We start from the raw sequence: 19,684 nt of genomic DNA, 5'->3' as shown, positions 1-19,684 counted from the left end.
CGTGGTCTTCCTAGGCTTGGCAAATTCTGCCCCCTACTGCGCATCAGACCAGCAGCGCCGTCAAGGCGTGTCTTGGGGTTAAATTGGATGGTTTGTGGGAAATGGCTTTGTTTTGCCAATCGTGACGGGCCCGTGTTGCGGCTTTTCATCCCCCCGCAGAACCCGCACGTGGACGTTTTCGCGCCGATCACCTAATAGTCCCCTTAAAGGGCCGTTTTGCGCGGTCCCTCGATGCTGGAAATATGGGCTGCCAAGGGCGCATGAGCGATCAAAAGACGCGAGAATATGCCGGAACTGTCTGAAAACCCGAACGCTGCAAACACACCGCTGTCCCCGCCGATCAGGAGCAGCGCCTTTGTCACAAGGGCCGCGCGCCCGTCTGTGACACCCATGATAGATTGAATGGCTTCGTCATTAAATTCATTCAGTTGAGGGGCGTTGTTTGCGCTATGTGTGCAACGTGAAATCGCGCTTCTAGCGCGCTTTGTCGGGCTTTTGACAGTTGCGAGGGATTGGTTGAACAGACGCGCGTTGGAAGCCGAACGGCTTAGGGAGCGCACCAACCCCGCAGGCGGGGGGGGGGAGGTTGGCTTGCTGCTGGGGCGTCAGCAGCCCTTTCTTGCCGACCTCGGATCACATTTTGATGATCGACTAATCTGGTGACCAGTAAAAGCGGACCTTGTCTGCGCGCGCGGCGAATGTCTCGGATGCAGGTCAAAGTACCAATGCGTCGGACACGTTGTGAAAATATGGCACCGCAAGGCAGATACTTCTAGCAACACCTAAATGACCGTCACGCTTTTGATCACGCAGGACGATAGTTTCTTAAATTGTTATCAAACTGACTGGTCTAGCGATTATTTGAAGGCCTCTGGGTTGTCGAAACGGAGTTGTTCCGACGCCCAGTGACATAAATGCGCCCAACCCTAATCTTCGTCGTCAGCGGGTGGCAGATCATCGTCTGGTGGCGGCTGGTCCTCTGGAGGTACGGGTTTGCCGTAAAGGCCCATTTCCCAGTTCTTGTAAATCATATAACCAAAGGAACTAACCACGACAACTGCGACCAATGCAATACCCAGAGTGAATAGCGTATCCTCATTGTCACCGCCGCGACCTGCGCTCGTGGGGAAGTTATTGGGAGTTCTGGCAGGAAGCCTCCGCCCTTCCAAATAGGCAAGTTCCCTTGATCCGATACTGTTTATCCCAGGTGCCCGTGCGTTGACATACCTTGATATGTAATCACCTGCGCCATTCCCCACACTCCCCAAGCGTGCATCTGCTGCGCCGCTTTTGGGGTCAATACGCCACCAAGCCGCAACAGGTGTTGTATCCGTTGGGACACCAAAAATCAGATAGCCGGCGTCAAGGTCATCCTGCGCAGATTTTTCCGCCAGATTGATGACGTCTTCCGGCGTCAAACGTGAAAGTGCGCCGTTCAGAACAAGGCTTGTCGAGGCTACGGCTTGAACGGCATCAACTTCATTGCCGCGTGAGGCGATTTGAACCTCGGTTTCGATTGCTGACCGTACTGCCGCGTTCCAAAGTCGCAATGCCGCGATTTCCTTGGGATTTGGCGTCCGCGACGATGACGCAAGGTCGATGCCATCGATTGTCCAGTCGCTCCACGTGCTGAATGTTTCGGAACTTTTGGGAACGACGCCCCACGTCATGACGTTCGCATGCCCTGAAAACACACAGATGGAACCGTCGGCCGATTGCAGGTCACGGGTCGCCCGTTCCGCGCCGATTGCGATGCCCTGCGCACGCGTCCAGGCAAGCCAGGCCAATGTCTCGGCGCGGATTGTCCCGTCCTCGATGTTGCTGATGATTTGGGCCCGTGAAGCCATGGCGAACTCAAGCTGATCGGCAAATTCGGACGGGTCCAGTCCACCATGAGATACAGTGATATGGCGCACGCCTTCAAGTTCTTGTGCATAGCGCAGGCCTTTTTGCGGCAACCGAACTGCTTCTGCAGGTATAGACGCGGACCGCCTCGTTTGCGCGGAAAGCAGGTCAATCACGGCACGGCGCGCGGTCCGTGTTTCTCCCCCGGGGGCGGTTGACCGAATATCAATCCAAACAGCGGTAACGGGGCTTTCTTCATTGCCAACACTCAGTCCGCCCGAAGCGGAGGCGCCCGGTTGTGCAAAGTCCCGGCCGATTTCGGGTTGCCAATTCAAAATGAAAACTGGCTTGACCCGCTGTGCCAAATCGATTGCATCACCAAGCTTGTCGGCCAGCACACCTGCCAGACCCGCACCTGCCGGCATGAAACCAATCTGAATTGGCATCCCGACAGTATCTCGGACAACAAAGTCCTTTGTGAGAACTGATTGTTCCCGAAGATGTCCGTCCGTGAGGGTTTCAGTCACGACAGCAATCGTCACCATATGCGGATCGGCACCACCCTGTGACAGTGCGGCAGGCTGCGTGAACGCATCCCCCGCCACCATATCGGCAACTGACGGATCAAGGTCGCGCCAACCATCCGGGCCCCGGTATTGCACCCAGTAATGCTTGGTTCCGAAATTGTTGGAAAACGCGGCGGATGCATCGATGTCGCCCATTGCCGCGTCCAGCAAAGAACGATAATCGCGCTGCGCTCGCTTGATTGTCGGCTCGGTTGCTTCGGATGTAAGCCCCAGAAGCTGGGGAATATGAGGGTCTGACGTCAGTGATATCGCACAAACTCCGCTGCGCAAACGATCCGCGATTTCATCAGTCATCGGCGCTTCGGCGATCCGGGCATCAAGCCCCATTTTGCGCAGCAGCACCATTAACAATTCGGACTTGTCTTGCAGGCTCCCACCAGAGGCCGCGATGACCGAGGAGGGCGCGCGCAACGATCCTGCGTAGGGCTCCGTTCGAATTCTATCGCGCACATACATGAACGCAGCTTCGGGATCAGTTCCGAATTGCAGTGCCAGCTGATCGAGCGAAAGCAGCGTCAAGCCGTAACCGTCAATCATATTGATCAACGGATCGCGTTCATCGTCACTTATCGCGGCATCTGAGGGCACTTCGGTGGGCAAAGGTGATGTGGCAACGCTGCTCGTCGGCGGTCGCAGCCACTCGGCCGGCCCCGTGCCCGCCGCTGCGACGCTTGGAAAGATCGCTTGATTAAAAACGATACCGACCGATACGGTGCAAGTGATTACTTTCGATAAGACCCCCCGTTTTGACGAGAACCACATTCTTATGAACCGTTTGGTCTGAGTACCACAAAAAAATTTCGGGGAGGCCATTGTGAAAATACCTTTTCTAAAATTCTTGTCGATAACAATTCTTTTCCAACTATCCTACGCTAAGCCTGCCGCATCCGATATCCAAGACAATTTGACGCTGGTTGGCATTCCGACGATTGCGCCCAATTTGGCCGAATTATCAGGCGACTTATCAGATGGGATGCAAGACCTGTGGCTTTTCACCGTCTCTCCGGATGATGCCTTGTCGCTTTTTTCGGCGCGCGTTGACGGGCTTGGGGATACGGGCGGTGCCATCGGTTTCATTGGCATCGAACGGAATGACGCAGACGAGGTGACGCGTCGCACGGACGTTTCACAGTCGGGCGCTGCGCCAAGCACGCGTGACGACGTATCGGCGCAGATCGGGCCGCTCATGTTGGAGGCAGGCGAATATATTCTGGGCGTCACGCCATTGATTGCGGGACAAGGGAACTATCGACTGCGGTTCGAAACCCAAAATGCGACCCAAACAACCACTGAGAACACGGGTTTGGCTGTCGGGCTTTGGCAGGGAGAGGTTTCTGATGACGCAGCCTGCTTCGCACTGCCCGACGGCGCTGCTGATTTGGCAGTCTGGGCACCCAAAGGCGCGGCCCTTACGGTCTGGATACAGGATATTGCGGGTGTCAAACATCTGCGCGCCAAAGCTGCACCTGTTTGGCAGGTCAGCGGGATCATTGTGGATAGCTATCAGCTTTGCTTCTCCGGGGCACCGGGCACGCCTTGGGTCGCACAATTGGCCCTGGCCGCCAAACCGGAGTCAGCAAGCGAACCTGATGATACGCCAGACATGCCACGGGCACTGCCCAACGGCGGCACAGTTTCTGGCCAAATTGATGCGCGCGGATCGCAGCGTGACACAGATACCTTTATGCTTCCTGCTGGTCCCGCCAGTTACCGGCTGCTGCTGACGGCACATGAGGGGCAGAAAATCGACTATGAGCTGCGCACCACTGCGGGCACATCTGTCAAGTCAGGGAGTGCCAGAAGCGCAGCGGACATCGCGCCAATCGTCGCAAAGGAGGACCTCGTTCTTTCGTTATCGGGAGACGCGGGCACGAAATACGAAATTTCATATTTTCCCTATCCAACTCCGCAGGACGGCGAGAAAATCGAACCAAATGACACGCTGGCAACGGCCACCATTTGGCCTCTGCAGACCCCCGCTACCGGAAACCTTATTAATGATGACAGTGATTTCTTTCAATTCCATCTGGATGACCCCGCCCAGTTATGGCGGCTGCAAGCGGACGGTGCGGGTGTCAGCCGCTTCACCGTCTATGATGTTTCCAATGAAGTGATCGCTGAGCGGCACGGCAACAACACCGATCTGCAAAGAATTTCCAACCTCTATATGATCCCCGGGCGCTACACCGTGAAAGTCGAAGGTGAGGGGCCGTATAGCTTGCGCATTCTTTCGCAAGGTCCGAGGCGCGACGATGTGGAAATCGAGCCGAACGATGATGCCCAGCGACTTGTCATCGGCCAAAGCCTGCGCGGACAACTTGACCCGGGTGATCGGGATGTTTTCAGATTTTCGGTGCGATCGACCGAGTGGTTGAACCTGCGCGTTTCACCGCCGCTTGGGGAAACCATTTCTGTCTATATGCGGGCCGAAGGCGGCGAAGTTTTTCGCAAGCTCTTGACGGGCGGCCAATCCACCATGGATTACACCCGTGCCTATCAGGCCGGTGACTACGAAATCGAGATCAAGACGGCCGGCGGCATTTCCGGACTTGATGACTACGCGATCGCGCTGCGTCCCTCTGACCAACCGTTCGGTCCGCTCAGGGATCGCGAGCCAAACGACTATGCCCATTCTGCGGAAAACTGGCCCGAAGATGGTCGGCTTGTCGGCAGCGTTGGCATCGTGCAGCAGGATCGCGATGCTTATCGGCTCCGCATTGTATCAAAAGGTGCAGACCTGCGATTTTGCGAGCTGCCCGCAGAGATTACAGTCTCTGTCCAGGGAGCAGACGGACGGGATGTCCGTCGAACGTCGCTGGAAAGGACGGACCAAGGGACTTGCCTGGTTTATGATGATTTGGCGAAGGGCGATCACATTGTCTTTCTAGAGCAAAATTCGAAAGGCTCCCGCACCGGAAACCCAACCGACTATGTTATTGCACCAACGGGGCAGGCGGCAGGCGAACAGGGTGCGCCCTTGCCACAAAGCCAGCTTGCGATCACCATTGATGCCGCGCCCCCGGTTCCCAAATCATTTGTCGAAGGGTTCGAACAGCATCTCCCCCTCGCATTTTCGATTGACGGCTATGATGCCTTGGCCTCTTTGTCGGCCACGCTTGCGGCGTCAGAACCCAATTGGGCAATCAGTGCGCTTGAAATTACCGATCAGGGGAATGGCCGTGCCTTGGTCAAAACCGAACTCATCGCGCCACCAGAACTTGGAGAAAGCGAAATAAGGGTTCATCTGGACCTGAAAAACGGGGGTGGTCGCGGCGTTATCTCTCAGGTTTTTGTGCCGACGCCACTTGTTCCCGTGCAATCTCCTAAACGGGCTTTCGCCGTGCCGGAGCCATTGCTTGGCGGTCTGAATATGGCATCTGCGCAACTTGGCGGACGGATTGTGGCACTCGATGGTGGCGACTTGGACGGGCGAGACCCTGACAAGGCGCGCGGCGCAAACGCGCTGATCGACGGGCTTGCAATTGCCAGCGAAGAATTCGGATTCCGGCATGTCGAAAACGGGCCCCTGTTCAACTTTGATCTTGGCGGTGACGATATCGTGCCTTTGGCAGGTCTGCTTTTGACCCCGCGCGGCGCACCGGGTGCCAGCCGGACGTTGAAGGGCTTTTTTGTTGAAGCCAGCGCAGACGGTGTCACATTCGCCGAGGTCCTGCGCGCCACGCTGAAGGCTGATCAAGTCGAACAAGGATTTGTTTTTGATCAGACTGTTTCAGCGCGGGCGTTGCGGCTTGTTCCCTTGTCAAGTTGGACGAACGACAACAACAACCTCTCGCCAGTCCGGTTGGGCGAGTTCAAGGCAGTTGCCGTTCCGGGATGGAGCCCGGAGGGCGGGTCGCCCCTGAATATCGCAGATCCTGCTTTCGGTGGTCAGGTCGTTTGGGCCGACCCCGCAGGCCAGATTGGAACGGATTGGGACCGCGAACTGTTATTGGATGGAGATACACGGCCAAGTCTGGTGCGTGATGTTGACCGCATTTCAGCCGTGTTGGGGTTTCATCATTCGCGGGCCGCAAGTGTATTGGCAATCGACTGGACGCTGGACAGCGAAACGATGGCCGCCCCGAATGCCGGCACCACTGATGCGATTACGATCAGTGCAAGCGTTGAAGGTCCTTTGGGTCCCTGGGTGGAGGTCGCAAAATGGACGTCCGCCGGGCAGGGCGGCACCAGAATTGATTTTGCGCAGCCCATTTGGGCGCGGTATCTTCGATTTGACATGTCGACGAAAACCACGGCTGACTATCTCCGTATCCCCGAGCAGATCCGCGTCTGGGAAGCCGCGTCAACATCACGGCTGCCCTCAATTCTGGGCGAATGGGGCGAGTTTTCGCAAGCCTCTGCATATGAGCGCGACAATGCCGTTACGCCAACTGTGCTTCCGGCCCCCGCAGGCGGTGCGACAGTTGCTTTGGCTGTGGCCCTGGAACAAGACGACAAGGTTGCGTCATCCGTACAGCGCGGGGTGAACGCCGATTGGTGGGGTATCACCCCGCCAGTTGGTGCAGGCGAATTGCGTGTGACGCTTGATACAAAGCAGCAGGGTGGCGCACATCCCAGCCTTTTTGACACCAATGGCAATGTCGTCGCACTCAGGCGCGCCACCGAGGTCGAGGCTGAAGCGCGCGGGTTGCCAATGCCGCTCTATCTTGCACCGATCGATGAAAATCTCCCCTATGATTTGCGGGTAGAAGAGCCGCTTCGCCCGATCGCCATTGTTTGGGACACCAGCGGATCGACGGTGCCTTACAAACCCGCGATGGACCGGGCGCTACGCGATATCGCCTTGTTGGCAAACCCTGATCGGGACCTGATTGGGTTTCTGCCTTTTGGCGGCTCTCTGCTGGGGGGCAGTTTGCTGGGCGACCCGGAGCTCCTTATTCGCAGGTTGGGAAATGAAACCGCCACTGGCGATTCCAGCAATGCAGAGGCTGCCTTGGTGCAGGCGGGTGGTGCACTGAAGGACCTCGATGGTGTGCGTGGCATTATCTTGATTACTGACGCGGCCACAAACAGGGATTTGCCCCTGTGGCAAACCCTAAGCGACGTGCGCCCACGCATTGGTGCGCTGGCCATTCCATCGACGGGCGCGTTTGGCCGCAACCCTGACCGCGAACGCGACCTGATGGAGAATTGGGCCCGCGCAAGCGGTGGCTTCTATCAATACATCTCGACGCAGGCTGATTTCAGCCAAGGGTTCGCGCGTGCCGTAGACAAGATGCGTGGCCCGAAGCCGTTTCAAATCAGCATTTCGTTTGGCCCATTTGTGCCAGCGCCTGAAGGAAGCCTGCGTGCGTTTGAGATGCCCGCCGAAGAAAACAGCGACCAACGCACCACTTCCAGTGTTTTGATCTTGATGGATACGTCAGGTTCCATGCTGCAACGTATCGATGGCAAACGCCGCTACCAAATCGCGCAGACGGCACTTGCCCCTCTTGCGCAGCAAGCCAATGCGCGCGGCATTGCGATTGGGTTGCGGCGCTTTGGAATAGCACCCGATGCCTGCGACACAGAACTGCTGGCTCCCATATCACGCAGGTCGCCAAATGAATTCACCGACATGCTTGCTACGATCGTTCCGCAGAACAACGCGCGGACGCCGATCGCGGCCGCACTGGCGCAGGCTGGCGCGGATTTGGCAAATGCCGTAGGTGTCCCGCGTATCGTCATTCTGACAGATGGCGAAGAAACCTGTGAAGGGGACCCGGAACAAGTGATCAGCGACCTCGCTGAGCAAGGCATCGCTGTGCGGATCGACATTGTCGGCTTTGCGATCGACGATCAGGCCTTGTCCGCGACATTCACTGATTGGGCGCGTGTCGGGCGTGGGCAATATATCAACGTGTCAGACAGTGATGCCCTTGAGCGTGCGCTGCTCGACGTCAGTCAAAAACAGTTCCGTGTGCAAGCCGCAGACGGAACCGAGACGATAGGCACCGTTGGCGGCGATGCTCTGCCGTTGGCTGCTGGGCGCTATACAGTTGTTGTCGAGGGGCGCGACGCGCCACTTTCGGTCGATATATTGGCAGGAACAGAAAGTGTGATTGATCTGACCGAGTGACAGGTTTTCTCATGGGTGCGGTATCAAGAGCACCAATCACGTCGACCGTCATTCACCAACGCGGATCAGATCCAGTGTCACTCCGAATCCCGCTTCGCGTCGATTTGAATCTCAAACCCGTCCGCATCATCGGCAACACGCGTCACAATCTGCGCGCTCTCCAGGCCATTGCCGCTAAACAGCAACCGCTGCTCGAACAACATGCTGGTATCGAGAGCATAGCCAGCATCCGCAAGAACAGTTTGCCATTCCGGGATCATGCCACTTGGGTCGTCAGAAACACTGACGATGAGCAGATTAGTCGACCCGATCGTCATAGTCTGGCTAATGTCATACGGGTCGGGCAGAACGATGCCAGCGGGTACCCAGTCAGGCAGAACTGCATCCTGCGCAGTCGCAAATGCGGGCAAGAGGCAAAGTGCGATGGAAAGTCGAGAGATCATTGTTAATTCCCTAAGTTACAAAGTCGATGTCGGTAGGGCTGATGTTTTCGCATCGATGCAGATGCATCACGCGCGAACCTATCAGCCAAGAAGTCGGTAGTGAGCGCGTCACCTTGCGGCCAGCAGATAAGCCGCGACCTGCGTCGCAACGGCCTTGGTGTCCTCCAATTCCGGGATCTCAACATTGACATGAATGACCATGTAATCGTCTGTGATCAGGGAAAGCTGGTCGCGGGCCTCGGACCAGACAGCTGCCACCCCCAGATACTCTAGGGGCACCGCATCTTTGTAGGTGGAAAGCACGCGGTCAAAATCCTGCGCGCTCTTCGCCTGTGCAAAGATCGTCATGAGCTTGTCGCCATCAGGTTTGCCGCCCATCTGCACGCGCAGGGCATCGGCACTGTCAGGTACACCCCAGATATAGGTGCAGGTCGGGTATGACTTTTTCTCGCACTCTGCGTATTTCAAGGACGCCTCTGCGCCAAAGGGGACCAAAGTCCGCAGGTCGGCTTCTGACATCGGCATCGGAATTTCGTCGGCCACCAAGGGTGACCCGAGAAAGAGGAAGGTTGCAAAGCAGATTTTCGCGGATAATTTCGGATTAAAGTTGATCACCATCTTATCTCCATGTTGCGGCCTGAATGCGTCATGGCCTTGTTCTTAAATAACGTTCAGCGGCTTCCGATATCGCCTTCCCAGACGGGTTTCAGCCGACGTGCGGGATCGGCGAAAACAGTGATGGATGATCCAACCGGCGGCAAATCGGCCAATGCCGCCGTCAGGCTGCGCCCCTCCAGCCCATCAGCGTCACGCCATTGAAAATGGCCGTTAATCTTCTTTTTCCCCTCGGCAACATGATCGGTTACCGTGGCGACCAAGGCGTCCCCGGTCTCGCGCAGCTTGATGCAGGCGCGCGCGCGGGTCACGCTGAAATTAAGGCCAATCATCCCTGCAAGGAACACACCCGCAGCAATCGCCAGCGTCAGCCAGAACCCGCTTGATAGCTTCTCCAGATCGACAGCGTTCGACGTCGGATCAGATGGCAGGTACCAAACGGTGATTGGCCCCCCGTCTTTCTGGGCCCCGTAAAACTCTTCGCTGACGTCTTGAATGCCATTGTTATAGGGGTCTGACGGTGTGGCGAATGTATATGACATACGAAATGTCTTGCTACCGCTCAGTGATTTGCCTCTGGTCGTGGCGTAGTCCGTCATATGCGTGACTTCACCGATGACTTGAACGCCGTCCGCGGCAAACTGCGACGCGGTTTGGTAGGCTGAAACCTTGAAGGCTCCAAGGCCAAGGCCCGCGATGACAAGTATCGCAAAAACCCAGCCTTGCCGGTGCCAGGCAAAGCTGGCCAAAGACCTCTTTTGATAGCTCATTGGTATTTCCTTGCTTACAAAATCAACGGGTCAACGTCACCGCACGCCAGCTTTTCACAGGTATCCCACCGGACACGGCAGAGGTGTGAAATATGCCGTACATCTGGTCAGGGCCAACAACCATCAGTCGCAATGTCATATCTATGTGGACACCGTCGATGGTCGCCTGAGTATGGCCGATCAGACGCGCAAGTTTTTCGACACCGCACCCCATCAGCATCTCGACCTCTGATGACGACAAAAGCGGCGCGGGGGACCCATCTTTGCTGGCATCCGCCTCAAACTGCCAAGGTGGCTCATCCGCCCAGATAAACGGGATGGGTTGCTGTGCCTCAGGGTGGGTTCCGACCAGTTGGCCACTTGGCAGCATCTCGATGCCCATCGTATCAATAACACTGTCTGCCGGAAATGGCATTGTCATCGGTCCCGCCACGACGAAGCCTGAATGGTGCGCAATGTTCCATGCGCCAACATACATAAGGCTGATCTGATCCCAGGCATCCGCTGTGCCATACCGACAGGCGATGTTCGGTTCGGCAGCCACCGGCGAAGCAGATAGGAAGCAAACCGCGAAAAATCCACGCAGCACCATATTCTTAAACATTTTTCAGGTCTTTCTAGGATGGGAAAACTTTGTGCGTTTCGCGTGTGCTTAGCACATTTTGCACAATTGTATGTTGTTTTGTTCCAACGATGTGGCAAGGTCAGGCAGCTGGGATACGCGGACGCGCAAGTTTACCAGACGAAACACGCTTACGATGCTTGCTGTGATTTTTCTTCCATTTCGGCAGAACCGCTATTCCAAGGAATATAAGAATGATGTTCCACATTCTTCGCGCAACCATTGCCACAATCGCGATCGTCATCGGGACTGCTGGCAGCGCGCAAACCGCGACTGACACCATGACGTTCACAATGGACGGATCAGAGGTCGAGCTGCTTGTATCGCCGAGCTTTGCACGTGCGCAGTCGCGTCGGGAAATTTCAAGTGCGGCAGATTACATCGACGAGATCGACGTCATTGGCTATCTTTTGGATGGAAACGCCATCGACAAGCAGGTGATGGTCAGATTTACGGTATGGAATTTACCCAATGAATTGCGCGTCGGAGGGGCCTACTTCCAAATAACAGAGCGTGGTAACGAAGGCGGCTGGACGACGCTTGATCTTGAAGAAAGGGCGGTCGTCATTTTGAACACCTATGAACGAACAGATGCCGGACTTTTGGTTGAAGCAATTTTTTCCGGTTACCCTGATTTTTGGCCAAACATTTACAAAAAGCCGCAAGAGCGTGGTCCGTTCAAAACTGCCAGCGGTCAATTCTCGATTTTCTTTCCTGCGGAATAAATTAATCACAGCCTTTTCCATAAGATGAGCAAAGCCATGACTGTAAAATACATGATCGCAGTACTGATCGCATTCGCCGGTGCGACAACAGCTTCTTCAGAAGGTGAAATAGGATCACCGATGGAAACCTGTGAAAAGGGCGCAATTGTCAAAGACACAATGGGTGCCACCGGCAGGATCATTTCAGAGATGGCGGGCATGTGCCTGGTGACGTTTCCCAACGGCACGGCAAACGTCAATCCAGGTGGCAGCAATATGCATCCGCCTGCGTCATTGATCAGGCGGGCGGCACTGAATGTGGTGGCGGAAAGCGGTGCGATTATCGGAGAATACCAATGCACAAACCCGTCTGACATGTTTCAATTCTATTTTGAACTTGCAGAAAACGGCACGTATACACTGCAAGAAAGTGCCGGAACCTACGAGAATTCGGATCGCAATTCGATCAATTTCATCGATGGCGAACTTGATGGCGCTTCTGGGTGGATGAACCAGGGGACCATGGGGTTAAGGGTCGCAAACAGTAACAACGAGTTGCGCTGCGTTCTCCAACAGTGATTGACTGTGCTGTAGGCTTGGTGCTGCCTATTGCACGACTGCATACACCAAAAAGCTTCGAACGCATTCTTCGCAAGAATGAGACGAAAACGGCTCCATGCGACGGGCTGTAAGTGCTGGTGCGCGGGACCCAAGTCGGCCAAGGCAACACGTTTTCTTGAATTGAACGGCAAGCAGACTTTCGAGGAATTGCAGAATAATTACGTTTTACGATAGTCTTTTGCGTCCTCCGTTGCGCATAAAAAGGGCCGCTATCGGCAATTGGGTGTGGTGCAGCTGTCCTATGACAAATGTTCCGGTTTAGCGATCCGCTGGAAGGGCGGAATTAAAGTGACAATATATCAACGGGTTAGGTGGCGTGGTAATGCGGGCGAGGTCAACCGGTTCCGAGGGGATATCGAGCCCGTGCACGGCTGCAGCGTGCGTGATGATCATCCTGATGACACCGATGTCGATGCCAAGCGTCACGGGACCGGCCCCTTTCTTGGCACGCTTGCGACCATATAGATCAGCATCGCGCGATCGATATGGCCGATCCGCTCGTTGCCAAGGCCGTTCTTCAAAGTAGCCAAGGTTGCAGCTTTACTTCTGCGGGGTGGTTTCCCAACCGTGCACATGTCGTCTATACGCAGGTCGACGAGACCGCCAAACGTCGCAAGGCGCGCGGCGGACGACTTGTTCGGTGACAGGCTCTGATCGACACGCGTTTGAGCCTGACGGGCCCATTTATAGGCGTCGCTTGAGCGGTGAAAGGTCTCGCTGGCGTGAGCAACCCTTGCGTCCGATCTGGACCCGGTATCCACCGGAGGGAAGCTTGCTTATAGTGGCCATATCGTGTGCGCTGAGTGTGCAATGAGTCGTCGAAAAGGGGCAAAGCGGGGGATATTGGGGCGTATTCCTGCGTAGCAACTTTGCCCCGCAACAGTTTGAATGAATAAAGAATGCAAATAAATCAACACGCTAGACTTTCTATTGCACCCATGATGGATTGGACCGATCGCCATTGCCGCTATTTGCACCGGCTGATGTCAAAGCAGACTTTGCTTTATACCGAAATGGTGACTTCGCCTGCTTTGGTGCGGGGCGGGGCTTTGCATTTGCTGGATCACAATGCGCAAGAACACCCTTTGGCGCTGCAATTGGGCGGATCGGACCCGGCCGAACTGGCCGAGGCCGCGCGGCTGGGGGCGCAGGCGGGCTATGACGAGATCAACCTCAATGTCGGATGCCCGTCGGACCGTGTGCAATCGGGCTGCTTTGGTGCTGTCTTGATGGAACAGCCCGCGCTGGTGGCCAAATGCGTGGCGGCGATGCGCAGGGCGGTGGATGTCGATGTCACGGTGAAATGCCGCATCGGTGTGGATGATCAGGACCCCGAAACCGTCTTGCCGGAATTTCTCGCGCATATTGTCGGCGCGGGCTGTGAACGGGTCACGATCCATGCGCGCAAAGCCTGGCTCAAGGGGCTAAGCCCCAAGGAAAACCGCGATATTCCGCCGCTTGATTATGACCTTGTCCACCGGATGAAGGGGCTTTTCTCGAACCTGCATATTTCGGTGAACGGCGGCATTACATCGCTGGATCAGGCCGAGACGTTTCTGGACGGAGGTCTGGACGGTGTAATGATCGGGCGCAGCGCCTATCACAGCCCCGCGGATATCCTGTGTCAGGCAGACCGGCGCATCTATGGTATGGGCGAAGACACCACCGCCGAGGCGGCTGTCGCACAGATGCTACCCTATATTGATGCCCATATCGACGGGGGCGGACGCCTGAACCAGATCACCCGCCATATGATGGGGCTTTTTGCGGGCCGGCCCGGCGCGCGGGTCTGGCGGCGCATGCTGTCTGAAAACGCATCAGGCCCAGATGCGGACCGTCAGGTTTTGATTGATGCGCTAGATGCAATGCAAACGCTGGCAGAGGCGCAAAAAGCGGTGTAGCACAAAGGCCAATCTTTTGAGGAGCCAGCGCCATGCCCGATACATCCCTTTTGATCCAAATGATCGTGCTGATCATGTTTATCGGGGCCTTTGCGGGGGTTCTGGCCGGGCTGTTGGGCGTGGGCGGTGGCATCGTTCTGGTGCCCGCATTCTTCTATGCGTTCCAAACTCTGGGCTATGACGGGCCGCAGTTGATGCAAATGTGTCTGGCAACGTCGCTGGCGACGATCATCGTCACCTCGCTTCGGTCGGTGCACAGCCACAACAAGAAAGGTGCCGTTGACTGGGACATCCTGAAGACATGGGCACCGGGCATTGTGATCGGGGCCGTGATCGGGATGCTGACCGTTGCCCAGTTGCGCACCTCGGTGTTGCAGGGGATTTTCGGCGGTCTGGCCCTGATCGTTGGGTTTTATATGGCGTTTGGCCGGTCTGAATGGCGCTTGGGGCAGGCGATGCCAAAGGGCATGGGCCGCGCGGCGCTGTCGCCCTCTGTCGGGTTTCTGTCGGTGCTGATGGGGATCGGCGGTGGCAGCTTTGGGGTGCCGCTGATGAGCCTGTTCAATGTCCCGATCCACCGCGCGGTCGCGACCGCAGCGGGATTCGGCGTTTTGATCGCTGTGCCGTCAGTGATCGGCTTTCTGATGGTCGCGTCACCTGAAAACAGCCCGCCCCTGACCATCGGCGCAGTCAACCTGCCGACCTTTGTCATCGTGATTGCAATGACCCTGATCACCACGCCCTTGGGGGTCAAACTGGCCCATGCGATGGACCCAAAGCCGCTCAAGCGGGTGTTTGCAGTGTTCTTGATTCTCGTGGCGCTGAACATGTTGCGCAAATCACTGGGTTTCTGATCTGCGGTCCTGCATCTGATGCCCTTCACAGCGCAGGGCTGCCCAAACTCCGGGCAGTTGTGCCAAATTTCGAAACAATGCCCGGCATTGGTTCACAATTACGCGTAAATTCCTCAGTTCTGCCCCAATCTCGCCTTAACTTGGGGGTTAGTTAAGAAAATCGGAAGCTAGAAATCCGACAGATGAGCCACGAGACAGAATCAGCGTGGTTCTTGATTGAGAGACAGAGCAATGACAGCGAAACTTGACACCAGAGGCGCAAATGTAATCGCCTTTACGCCAAAGGCCCCGGTATGCGGCGCTTGGACAGTGGCACAGCATTTTCAGGCGTCAGGCCATGTTGTTCCGGCAAATGACAACTATGGCCCCTACAAATGCGAAGGCGCACAAACCAGTGAACTGTTGCTGGAATTCCTGTACGGCGTCGCGCAGTAACCGACCTAATCTTGCTGTCTGGCCAGTTTAGCGGCCCGACCACCGCGCCGTTTTGAATGCGCGCCCGCCCGCGAGGGCAGTTCAGCCATCACCTGACGCCGTGCCTGCGGTGTCATCCGCGACCAGCCGCCAATTTCGTCGATGGACCGCAAACAGCCCGTGCACAGCCGCGTTTCGGGATGCACGACGCACAGCTTGATGCAGGGGCTCTCGATCTCGTCCCGTTTCCAGATATTATCCGTCACAGCATGTCTCCTTGGCTGCGCAAGACGCGCAAACGGTCCAGTACACCTTGCAGAATATACCCCGCCGCCACGTGATCGATCACCTCGGCGCGACGTTTGCGTGACGTATCCGCCTCCAGCAGCGCACGTTCTGCGGCAACAGTACTAAGCCGTTCATCCCAAAAGCCGATCGGGATATCGCCCAGCTTGTCGAAATTGCGCGCAAAGGCGCGGGTCGACTGGCAGCGTGGCCCCTCTGATCCGTCCATATTGCGCGGCAACCCAAGGATCAGCCCGCCAATGCGCCGGTCTGCGATGATCTCGGACAGGCGGGCGGCATCAAGGCCGAACTTCTTGCGTCTGACGGTTTCAAGCGGGGTCGCGACGGATAAAAAGCTGTCGGTCACCGCAACGCCGATGGTTTTCTCGCCCAGATCAAGCCCGATCAGGGCCTGCATGGGGGGCAGTGCTGCGGCGAACTCTGTGATGTCTTCGTAAATCATTGTGCAAGATTCGCCCGTTCGCCGGCGCGTTTGATCACGTCCGTTGCGGTTGGATCGTCGGCAAACACCTCGATCGCGTTGTCATAGATCGCCTGCGCGCGGTCGGTCTGACCCAAAACGCCAAGGCTGGAAATCAGCCGCGCCCAATCCTCGACGGGCCCACCTTGGGTGGCCAGCCGCTCTGACAGACCTTCGACCATAGACCCGATCATCTCCATCCGTTCGGCGGGGGTCATGTCTTGGGCTGCCTCAATATCGTCCTTGGACGGGCCGGGCAGGGCACTGCCGCCTATGTCGGGAATGGTGTAATCGACACCCGCCAGATCAGCGACGGGTTTGATTTGTCCCAAAATCGGTTCGATCCACGGCGCATCCGCAGGCCCGCGGCGCAACAACCCGTCCCAGATCCGGAACCCCTGATCCGGACGCCCGGTCTGGATCAACATCAACCCCCAATAATAGCTGGCAGTCCCGTTTTCCGCATCGCGGGTCAGCACGGCGCGCAAGACAGCTTCGGCTTCGGGCGACACATATCCCCCCGCAGCCATGATCAACAGCTCGCCATAATTCACGACCTCTTCGGTCGTCGCATCGGGGCCCTTCAAACGCACCACAGCAGATTGCGCATCAGCCGCAGCCGAGAAATTGCCCACCCGCGCTTCGTTTTGCGCCAGCAATGTCTGGCCTTGCACGTCATTGGGCCGCTTTGCCACGGTTTCACGCAATTGCGTCAGCAAGGCTTGGTATTCCGGGCTCAGCTCCGGTGCTACCGTTACCTCGGGCATGCCCGCGATGGCATCGGCCTGACTGGGGCGGGTTTCGCGCAGGGTCTTCGCAAAGGCGATGCGGTCCTTGAGCGCCAGATCACCGTAGCCCGGTGCGCCCAGTCTGGAATACATAAACAAACTGCCCCCGACCAGCGCCAGCGCAATCACGGCCATCAGCGGCTTTGAGGGTGCCCCCCCGGCCTGCATCTGCGCCACGCGACTGGTATCTGCCGCCAGAATCCGCCGCGAGATTTCAGTCTTGGCGCGTGCCGCGTCTTCGGTTGAAAGAACACCGCGGGCCACTTCGCGTTCCACCTCGGCCAGCTGGTCGCGGTACACTTGCAGGTCGTGTTCACCCCGTGTCGGTCCCGGTACCGTCGCCCCCCGCCACAAGGCGCGGGTCAGCAAAACGGTTACAAGCACGGCACCAGCAGCGGCAATGATCCAAAAGTTCATGAGGGTAGGGTCCATTCATTCAGTCGGACGCACATCTAAACCGTGTTGGGCTGCGACAAAAGAGGCCATATTGCAGCACCCTGTTCAATGATTTGTCCGATTGCAGGGTATGTCGTAAAACTGATACATAATGCCGCGCAGGGTATCCTCTTTTTTGCCTGCTCACCCAGAAAGAACTCAACTGCGCGCAAGCGTGCGAATCCATGCCGGGGACCGTCTTTATGAAGAAGTATTCAGCCTTTGCCATCGCCCGCGAAGCGTTGCGCCACCATACAGGATGGACACGGGCATGGCGCGATGCGCAGCCCAAGAAACGCTATGACGTGATCATCATCGGGGCAGGCGGGCACGGGTTGGCGACAGCCTATTATCTGGGCAAGAACTTTGGCATCACCAATGTCGCGATCCTTGAAAAGGGCTGGCTGGGCGGCGGCAACACGGGGCGCAACACGACGATCATCCGCTCCAACTATCTGCAAGACCCCTCAGCGGCGATCTATGAAAAGGCCCGCAGCCTGTACGAAACCATGAGCCAGGATTTGAACTATAACGTCATGTTCTCGCCGCGTGGGGTGATCATGCTGGCACAAACCCATCACGAGGCACGCGGCTATCAACGCACCGCCCACGCCAATGCGCTGCAAGGCGTGAAGACAGAATTCATCGGCCCCGAAAAGGTCAAGGAACTGGTCCCGATCATCAACATCAACGGCCCGCGCTATCCCGTCTTGGGCGGGCTATGGCAGGCCCGCGGCGGCACGGCACGCCACGATGCGGTGGCCTGGGGCTATGCGCGGGCGTGTTCCGACATGGGCATGGACGTGATCCAGAAATGCGAAGTCACCGGCATCCGTTCCCAGGGCGGCAAGGTCGTGGGCGTTTCCACCAACCGCGGCGATATCGATTGCGATAAACTGGGCATGGTGGTCGCGGGCCATTCCGGCCATCTGGCGGATATGGCGGGCTTCCGGCTGCCGATCGAATCCGTTTCGCTTCAGGCGCTGGTGTCCGAGCCGATCAAACCTTGCATGGATGTGGTCGTGATGGCCAACACGGTGCATGGCTATATGTCGCAATCGGACAAAGGCGAGATGGTCATCGGCGGCGGCACCGACGGCTATAACAACTACACCCAACGCGGGTCTTTCCACCATATCGAGGAAACCGTGCGCGCGTTGATCGAAACCTTCCCGATGGTCTCGCGCCTCAAGATGTTGCGGCAATGGGGCGGCATCGTGGATGTGACGGGCGACCGCTCGCCGATCCTCAGCAAAACCCCGGTCGAGGGCGTGTTCATCAACTGCGGCTGGGGCACCGGCGGCTTCAAGGCGATCCCGGGCTCGGGCTGGGCGATGGCCGAACTTATGGCCAAAGGCCGCTCGCCGCTGACGGATGCTTTCGGATTGAACCGCTTTCAAGAAGGCCGGTTCATCGATGAATCCGTCGCAGCAGGGGTTGCGCACTGATGTTTTCAGGGCTCGTTTCAAATTTTCGCACAGGCTGGAACCATTCCGGCGCTCACGGTGTTGTGTCCTCATACAGATACAGAGTTTATGAAGGACGAGTAAAATGGCTAACCCTGACAACAATCAAGCACCCCACACCACTGTCAACAAAACCAGCGGAACCGGATCGGGCATCATCATCGGCATCCTTGCCGTGCTGGTTATCGGCTTTGGTTTCTTTTTCTTCTCGGGCGGCGATCCGTTGGATAACTCCAGCGATGTCAACGTCACGGTTGAAGGCGCAGGCGATGCTGTCCAAGGTGCTGCAGAAGCCGTCGAAGGCGCTGCAGAAACCGCGACAGGCAACTAAGCCCGCGACACCAAACATTTTTTTACCGACCAAAGTCGATCCCGTCACCGGGGTCGGCTTTTTTGCGTCCCGCGCAACCTTCCCAAGGAGCGTCCCATGCTGATCCTGACCTGTCCCAATTGCGGCATCACCGCCGAAGAAACCGAATTTCACGCAGGCGGCGAAGCACACCTGACCCGTTTTGGCCCCGGTGCCTCGGATGACGATTTTGAGCAATACCTGTTCATGCGCGACAACCCCAAGGGCGTGCATTTCGAACGCTGGCGCCACGTCTATGGCTGCGGCAAGTGGTTCCATGCGGCCCGCGATACCATGACGCTGGAAATCTTTGGTACCTACACGGCCCAGACCAGCACGGTGCCCCAGAATATCATCGACAAAATAACCGACCGCCGCCCCGACTGGCAGCCCCCCGAGACCGCGTAAATGCCGCTGTTTCATTT

18 protein-coding genes are annotated in these 19,684 nt (G+C 57.0%); 9 read left to right on the top strand and 9 right to left on the bottom strand.

Annotated elements, in window-relative coordinates:
- Window positions 1-203 precede the first annotated feature (203 nt).
- Complete coding sequence (locus HGT1_RS02515) at window positions 204-392, bottom strand: hypothetical protein (RefSeq protein WP_176248412.1); 189 nt, start codon at window positions 390-392, stop codon at window positions 204-206.
- Window positions 393-926: 534 nt separating this feature from the next.
- Window positions 927-3,245, bottom strand: a complete 2,319-nt coding sequence (locus HGT1_RS02510; RefSeq protein ID WP_176248411.1) for a hypothetical protein — start codon at window positions 3,243-3,245, stop codon at window positions 927-929.
- A gap of 127 nt (window positions 3,246-3,372) precedes the next feature.
- Here HGT1_RS02510 and HGT1_RS02505 point away from each other — a divergent pair, with 127 nt between their 5' ends.
- Window positions 3,373-8,511: a VWA domain-containing protein gene (locus HGT1_RS02505; protein WP_176248410.1), complete on the top strand. Its 5,139-nt coding sequence runs from the start codon at window positions 3,373-3,375 to the stop codon at window positions 8,509-8,511.
- A gap of 77 nt (window positions 8,512-8,588) precedes the next feature.
- Here the strand turns inward: HGT1_RS02505 and HGT1_RS02500 are convergent, their stop codons facing one another.
- From HGT1_RS02500 to HGT1_RS02485, 4 genes are all read right to left on the bottom strand, one after another.
- The gene (locus HGT1_RS02500) at window positions 8,589-8,954 is read right to left on the bottom strand and encodes a hypothetical protein (protein ID WP_176248409.1); all 366 of its coding nucleotides are present in this window, start codon (window positions 8,952-8,954) and stop codon (window positions 8,589-8,591) included.
- 108 nt (window positions 8,955-9,062) lie between these two features.
- Entirely contained in the window at window positions 9,063-9,572 is a 510-nt protein-coding gene (locus HGT1_RS02495; protein WP_176248408.1) for a hypothetical protein, read from the bottom strand.
- Window positions 9,573-9,625: 53 nt separating this feature from the next.
- A complete protein-coding gene (locus tag HGT1_RS02490) occupies window positions 9,626-10,339 on the bottom strand; it encodes a DUF3592 domain-containing protein (RefSeq protein WP_176248407.1) in 714 nt (237 codons plus the stop codon).
- A gap of 22 nt (window positions 10,340-10,361) precedes the next feature.
- Window positions 10,362-10,943 carry a hypothetical protein gene (locus HGT1_RS02485; RefSeq protein WP_176248406.1) on the bottom strand — a complete coding sequence of 194 codons (582 nt, stop codon included), beginning with the start codon at window positions 10,941-10,943 and terminating at the stop codon, window positions 10,362-10,364.
- 212 nt (window positions 10,944-11,155) lie between these two features.
- Between HGT1_RS02485 and HGT1_RS02480 the strand changes: the two genes are divergently transcribed.
- The 5 genes from HGT1_RS02480 (at window position 11,156) to HGT1_RS02460 (ending at window position 15,476) form a co-directional block, all read left to right on the top strand.
- The gene (locus HGT1_RS02480) at window positions 11,156-11,686 is read left to right on the top strand and encodes a hypothetical protein (protein ID WP_176248405.1); all 531 of its coding nucleotides are present in this window, start codon (window positions 11,156-11,158) and stop codon (window positions 11,684-11,686) included.
- Window positions 11,687-11,722: 36 nt separating this feature from the next.
- Window positions 11,723-12,244, top strand: coding sequence for a hypothetical protein (locus HGT1_RS02475; RefSeq protein ID WP_176248404.1), 522 nt, complete (start codon window positions 11,723-11,725; stop codon window positions 12,242-12,244).
- A gap of 941 nt (window positions 12,245-13,185) precedes the next feature.
- On the top strand, window positions 13,186-14,187 hold the full coding sequence (dusA, locus tag HGT1_RS02470; RefSeq protein ID WP_176248403.1) for a tRNA dihydrouridine(20/20a) synthase DusA: 1,002 nt from the start codon (window positions 13,186-13,188) through the stop codon (window positions 14,185-14,187).
- A gap of 32 nt (window positions 14,188-14,219) precedes the next feature.
- Window positions 14,220-15,041 (top strand): sulfite exporter TauE/SafE family protein, encoded by an 822-nt coding sequence (locus HGT1_RS02465; RefSeq protein WP_176248402.1) that lies wholly within the window; start codon window positions 14,220-14,222, stop codon window positions 15,039-15,041.
- Between the two features lie 231 nt (window positions 15,042-15,272).
- The gene (locus HGT1_RS02460) at window positions 15,273-15,476 is read left to right on the top strand and encodes a hypothetical protein (RefSeq protein ID WP_176248401.1); all 204 of its coding nucleotides are present in this window, start codon (window positions 15,273-15,275) and stop codon (window positions 15,474-15,476) included.
- A gap of 5 nt (window positions 15,477-15,481) precedes the next feature.
- On the opposite strand, the gene HGT1_RS02455 is transcribed toward HGT1_RS02460, so the two are convergent.
- From HGT1_RS02455 to ccmI, 3 genes are read right to left on the bottom strand one after another with little or no spacing between them, the layout of a single operon-like run.
- Complete coding sequence (locus HGT1_RS02455) at window positions 15,482-15,721, bottom strand: DUF1289 domain-containing protein (protein ID WP_176248400.1); 240 nt, start codon at window positions 15,719-15,721, stop codon at window positions 15,482-15,484.
- Window positions 15,718-16,203 carry a Holliday junction resolvase RuvX gene (ruvX, locus tag HGT1_RS02450; RefSeq protein ID WP_176248399.1) on the bottom strand — a complete coding sequence of 162 codons (486 nt, stop codon included), beginning with the start codon at window positions 16,201-16,203 and terminating at the stop codon, window positions 15,718-15,720. The genes HGT1_RS02455 and ruvX overlap by 4 nt, the downstream gene beginning before the upstream one ends.
- Window positions 16,200-17,426, bottom strand: coding sequence for a c-type cytochrome biogenesis protein CcmI (ccmI, locus tag HGT1_RS02445; protein WP_176248398.1), 1,227 nt, complete (start codon window positions 17,424-17,426; stop codon window positions 16,200-16,202). Before ccmI ends, ruvX begins: the two co-directional genes overlap by 4 nt.
- Window positions 17,427-17,647: 221 nt before the next feature.
- On the opposite strand from ccmI, the gene HGT1_RS02440 reads away from it, so the two are divergent.
- The 3 genes from HGT1_RS02440 (at window position 17,648) to HGT1_RS02430 (ending at window position 19,667) form a co-directional block, all read left to right on the top strand.
- Entirely contained in the window at window positions 17,648-18,892 is a 1,245-nt protein-coding gene (locus tag HGT1_RS02440) for a sarcosine oxidase subunit beta family protein (RefSeq protein ID WP_176248397.1), read from the top strand.
- 103 nt (window positions 18,893-18,995) lie between these two features.
- Entirely contained in the window at window positions 18,996-19,241 is a 246-nt protein-coding gene (locus tag HGT1_RS02435) for a hypothetical protein (RefSeq protein ID WP_176248396.1), read from the top strand.
- A 96-nt stretch (window positions 19,242-19,337) separates the two neighbouring features.
- Entirely contained in the window at window positions 19,338-19,667 is a 330-nt protein-coding gene (locus HGT1_RS02430; protein WP_176248395.1) for a sarcosine oxidase subunit delta, read from the top strand.
- Window positions 19,668-19,684: the final 17 nt, after the last annotated feature.

Source organism: Sulfitobacter sp. HGT1 (genome assembly GCF_013282155.1).
GTDB lineage: Bacteria > Pseudomonadota > Alphaproteobacteria > Rhodobacterales > Rhodobacteraceae > Sulfitobacter.
The sequence above is the reverse complement of the archived record's forward strand: the minus strand, read 5'-3'. Positions and strand labels throughout refer to the sequence as shown.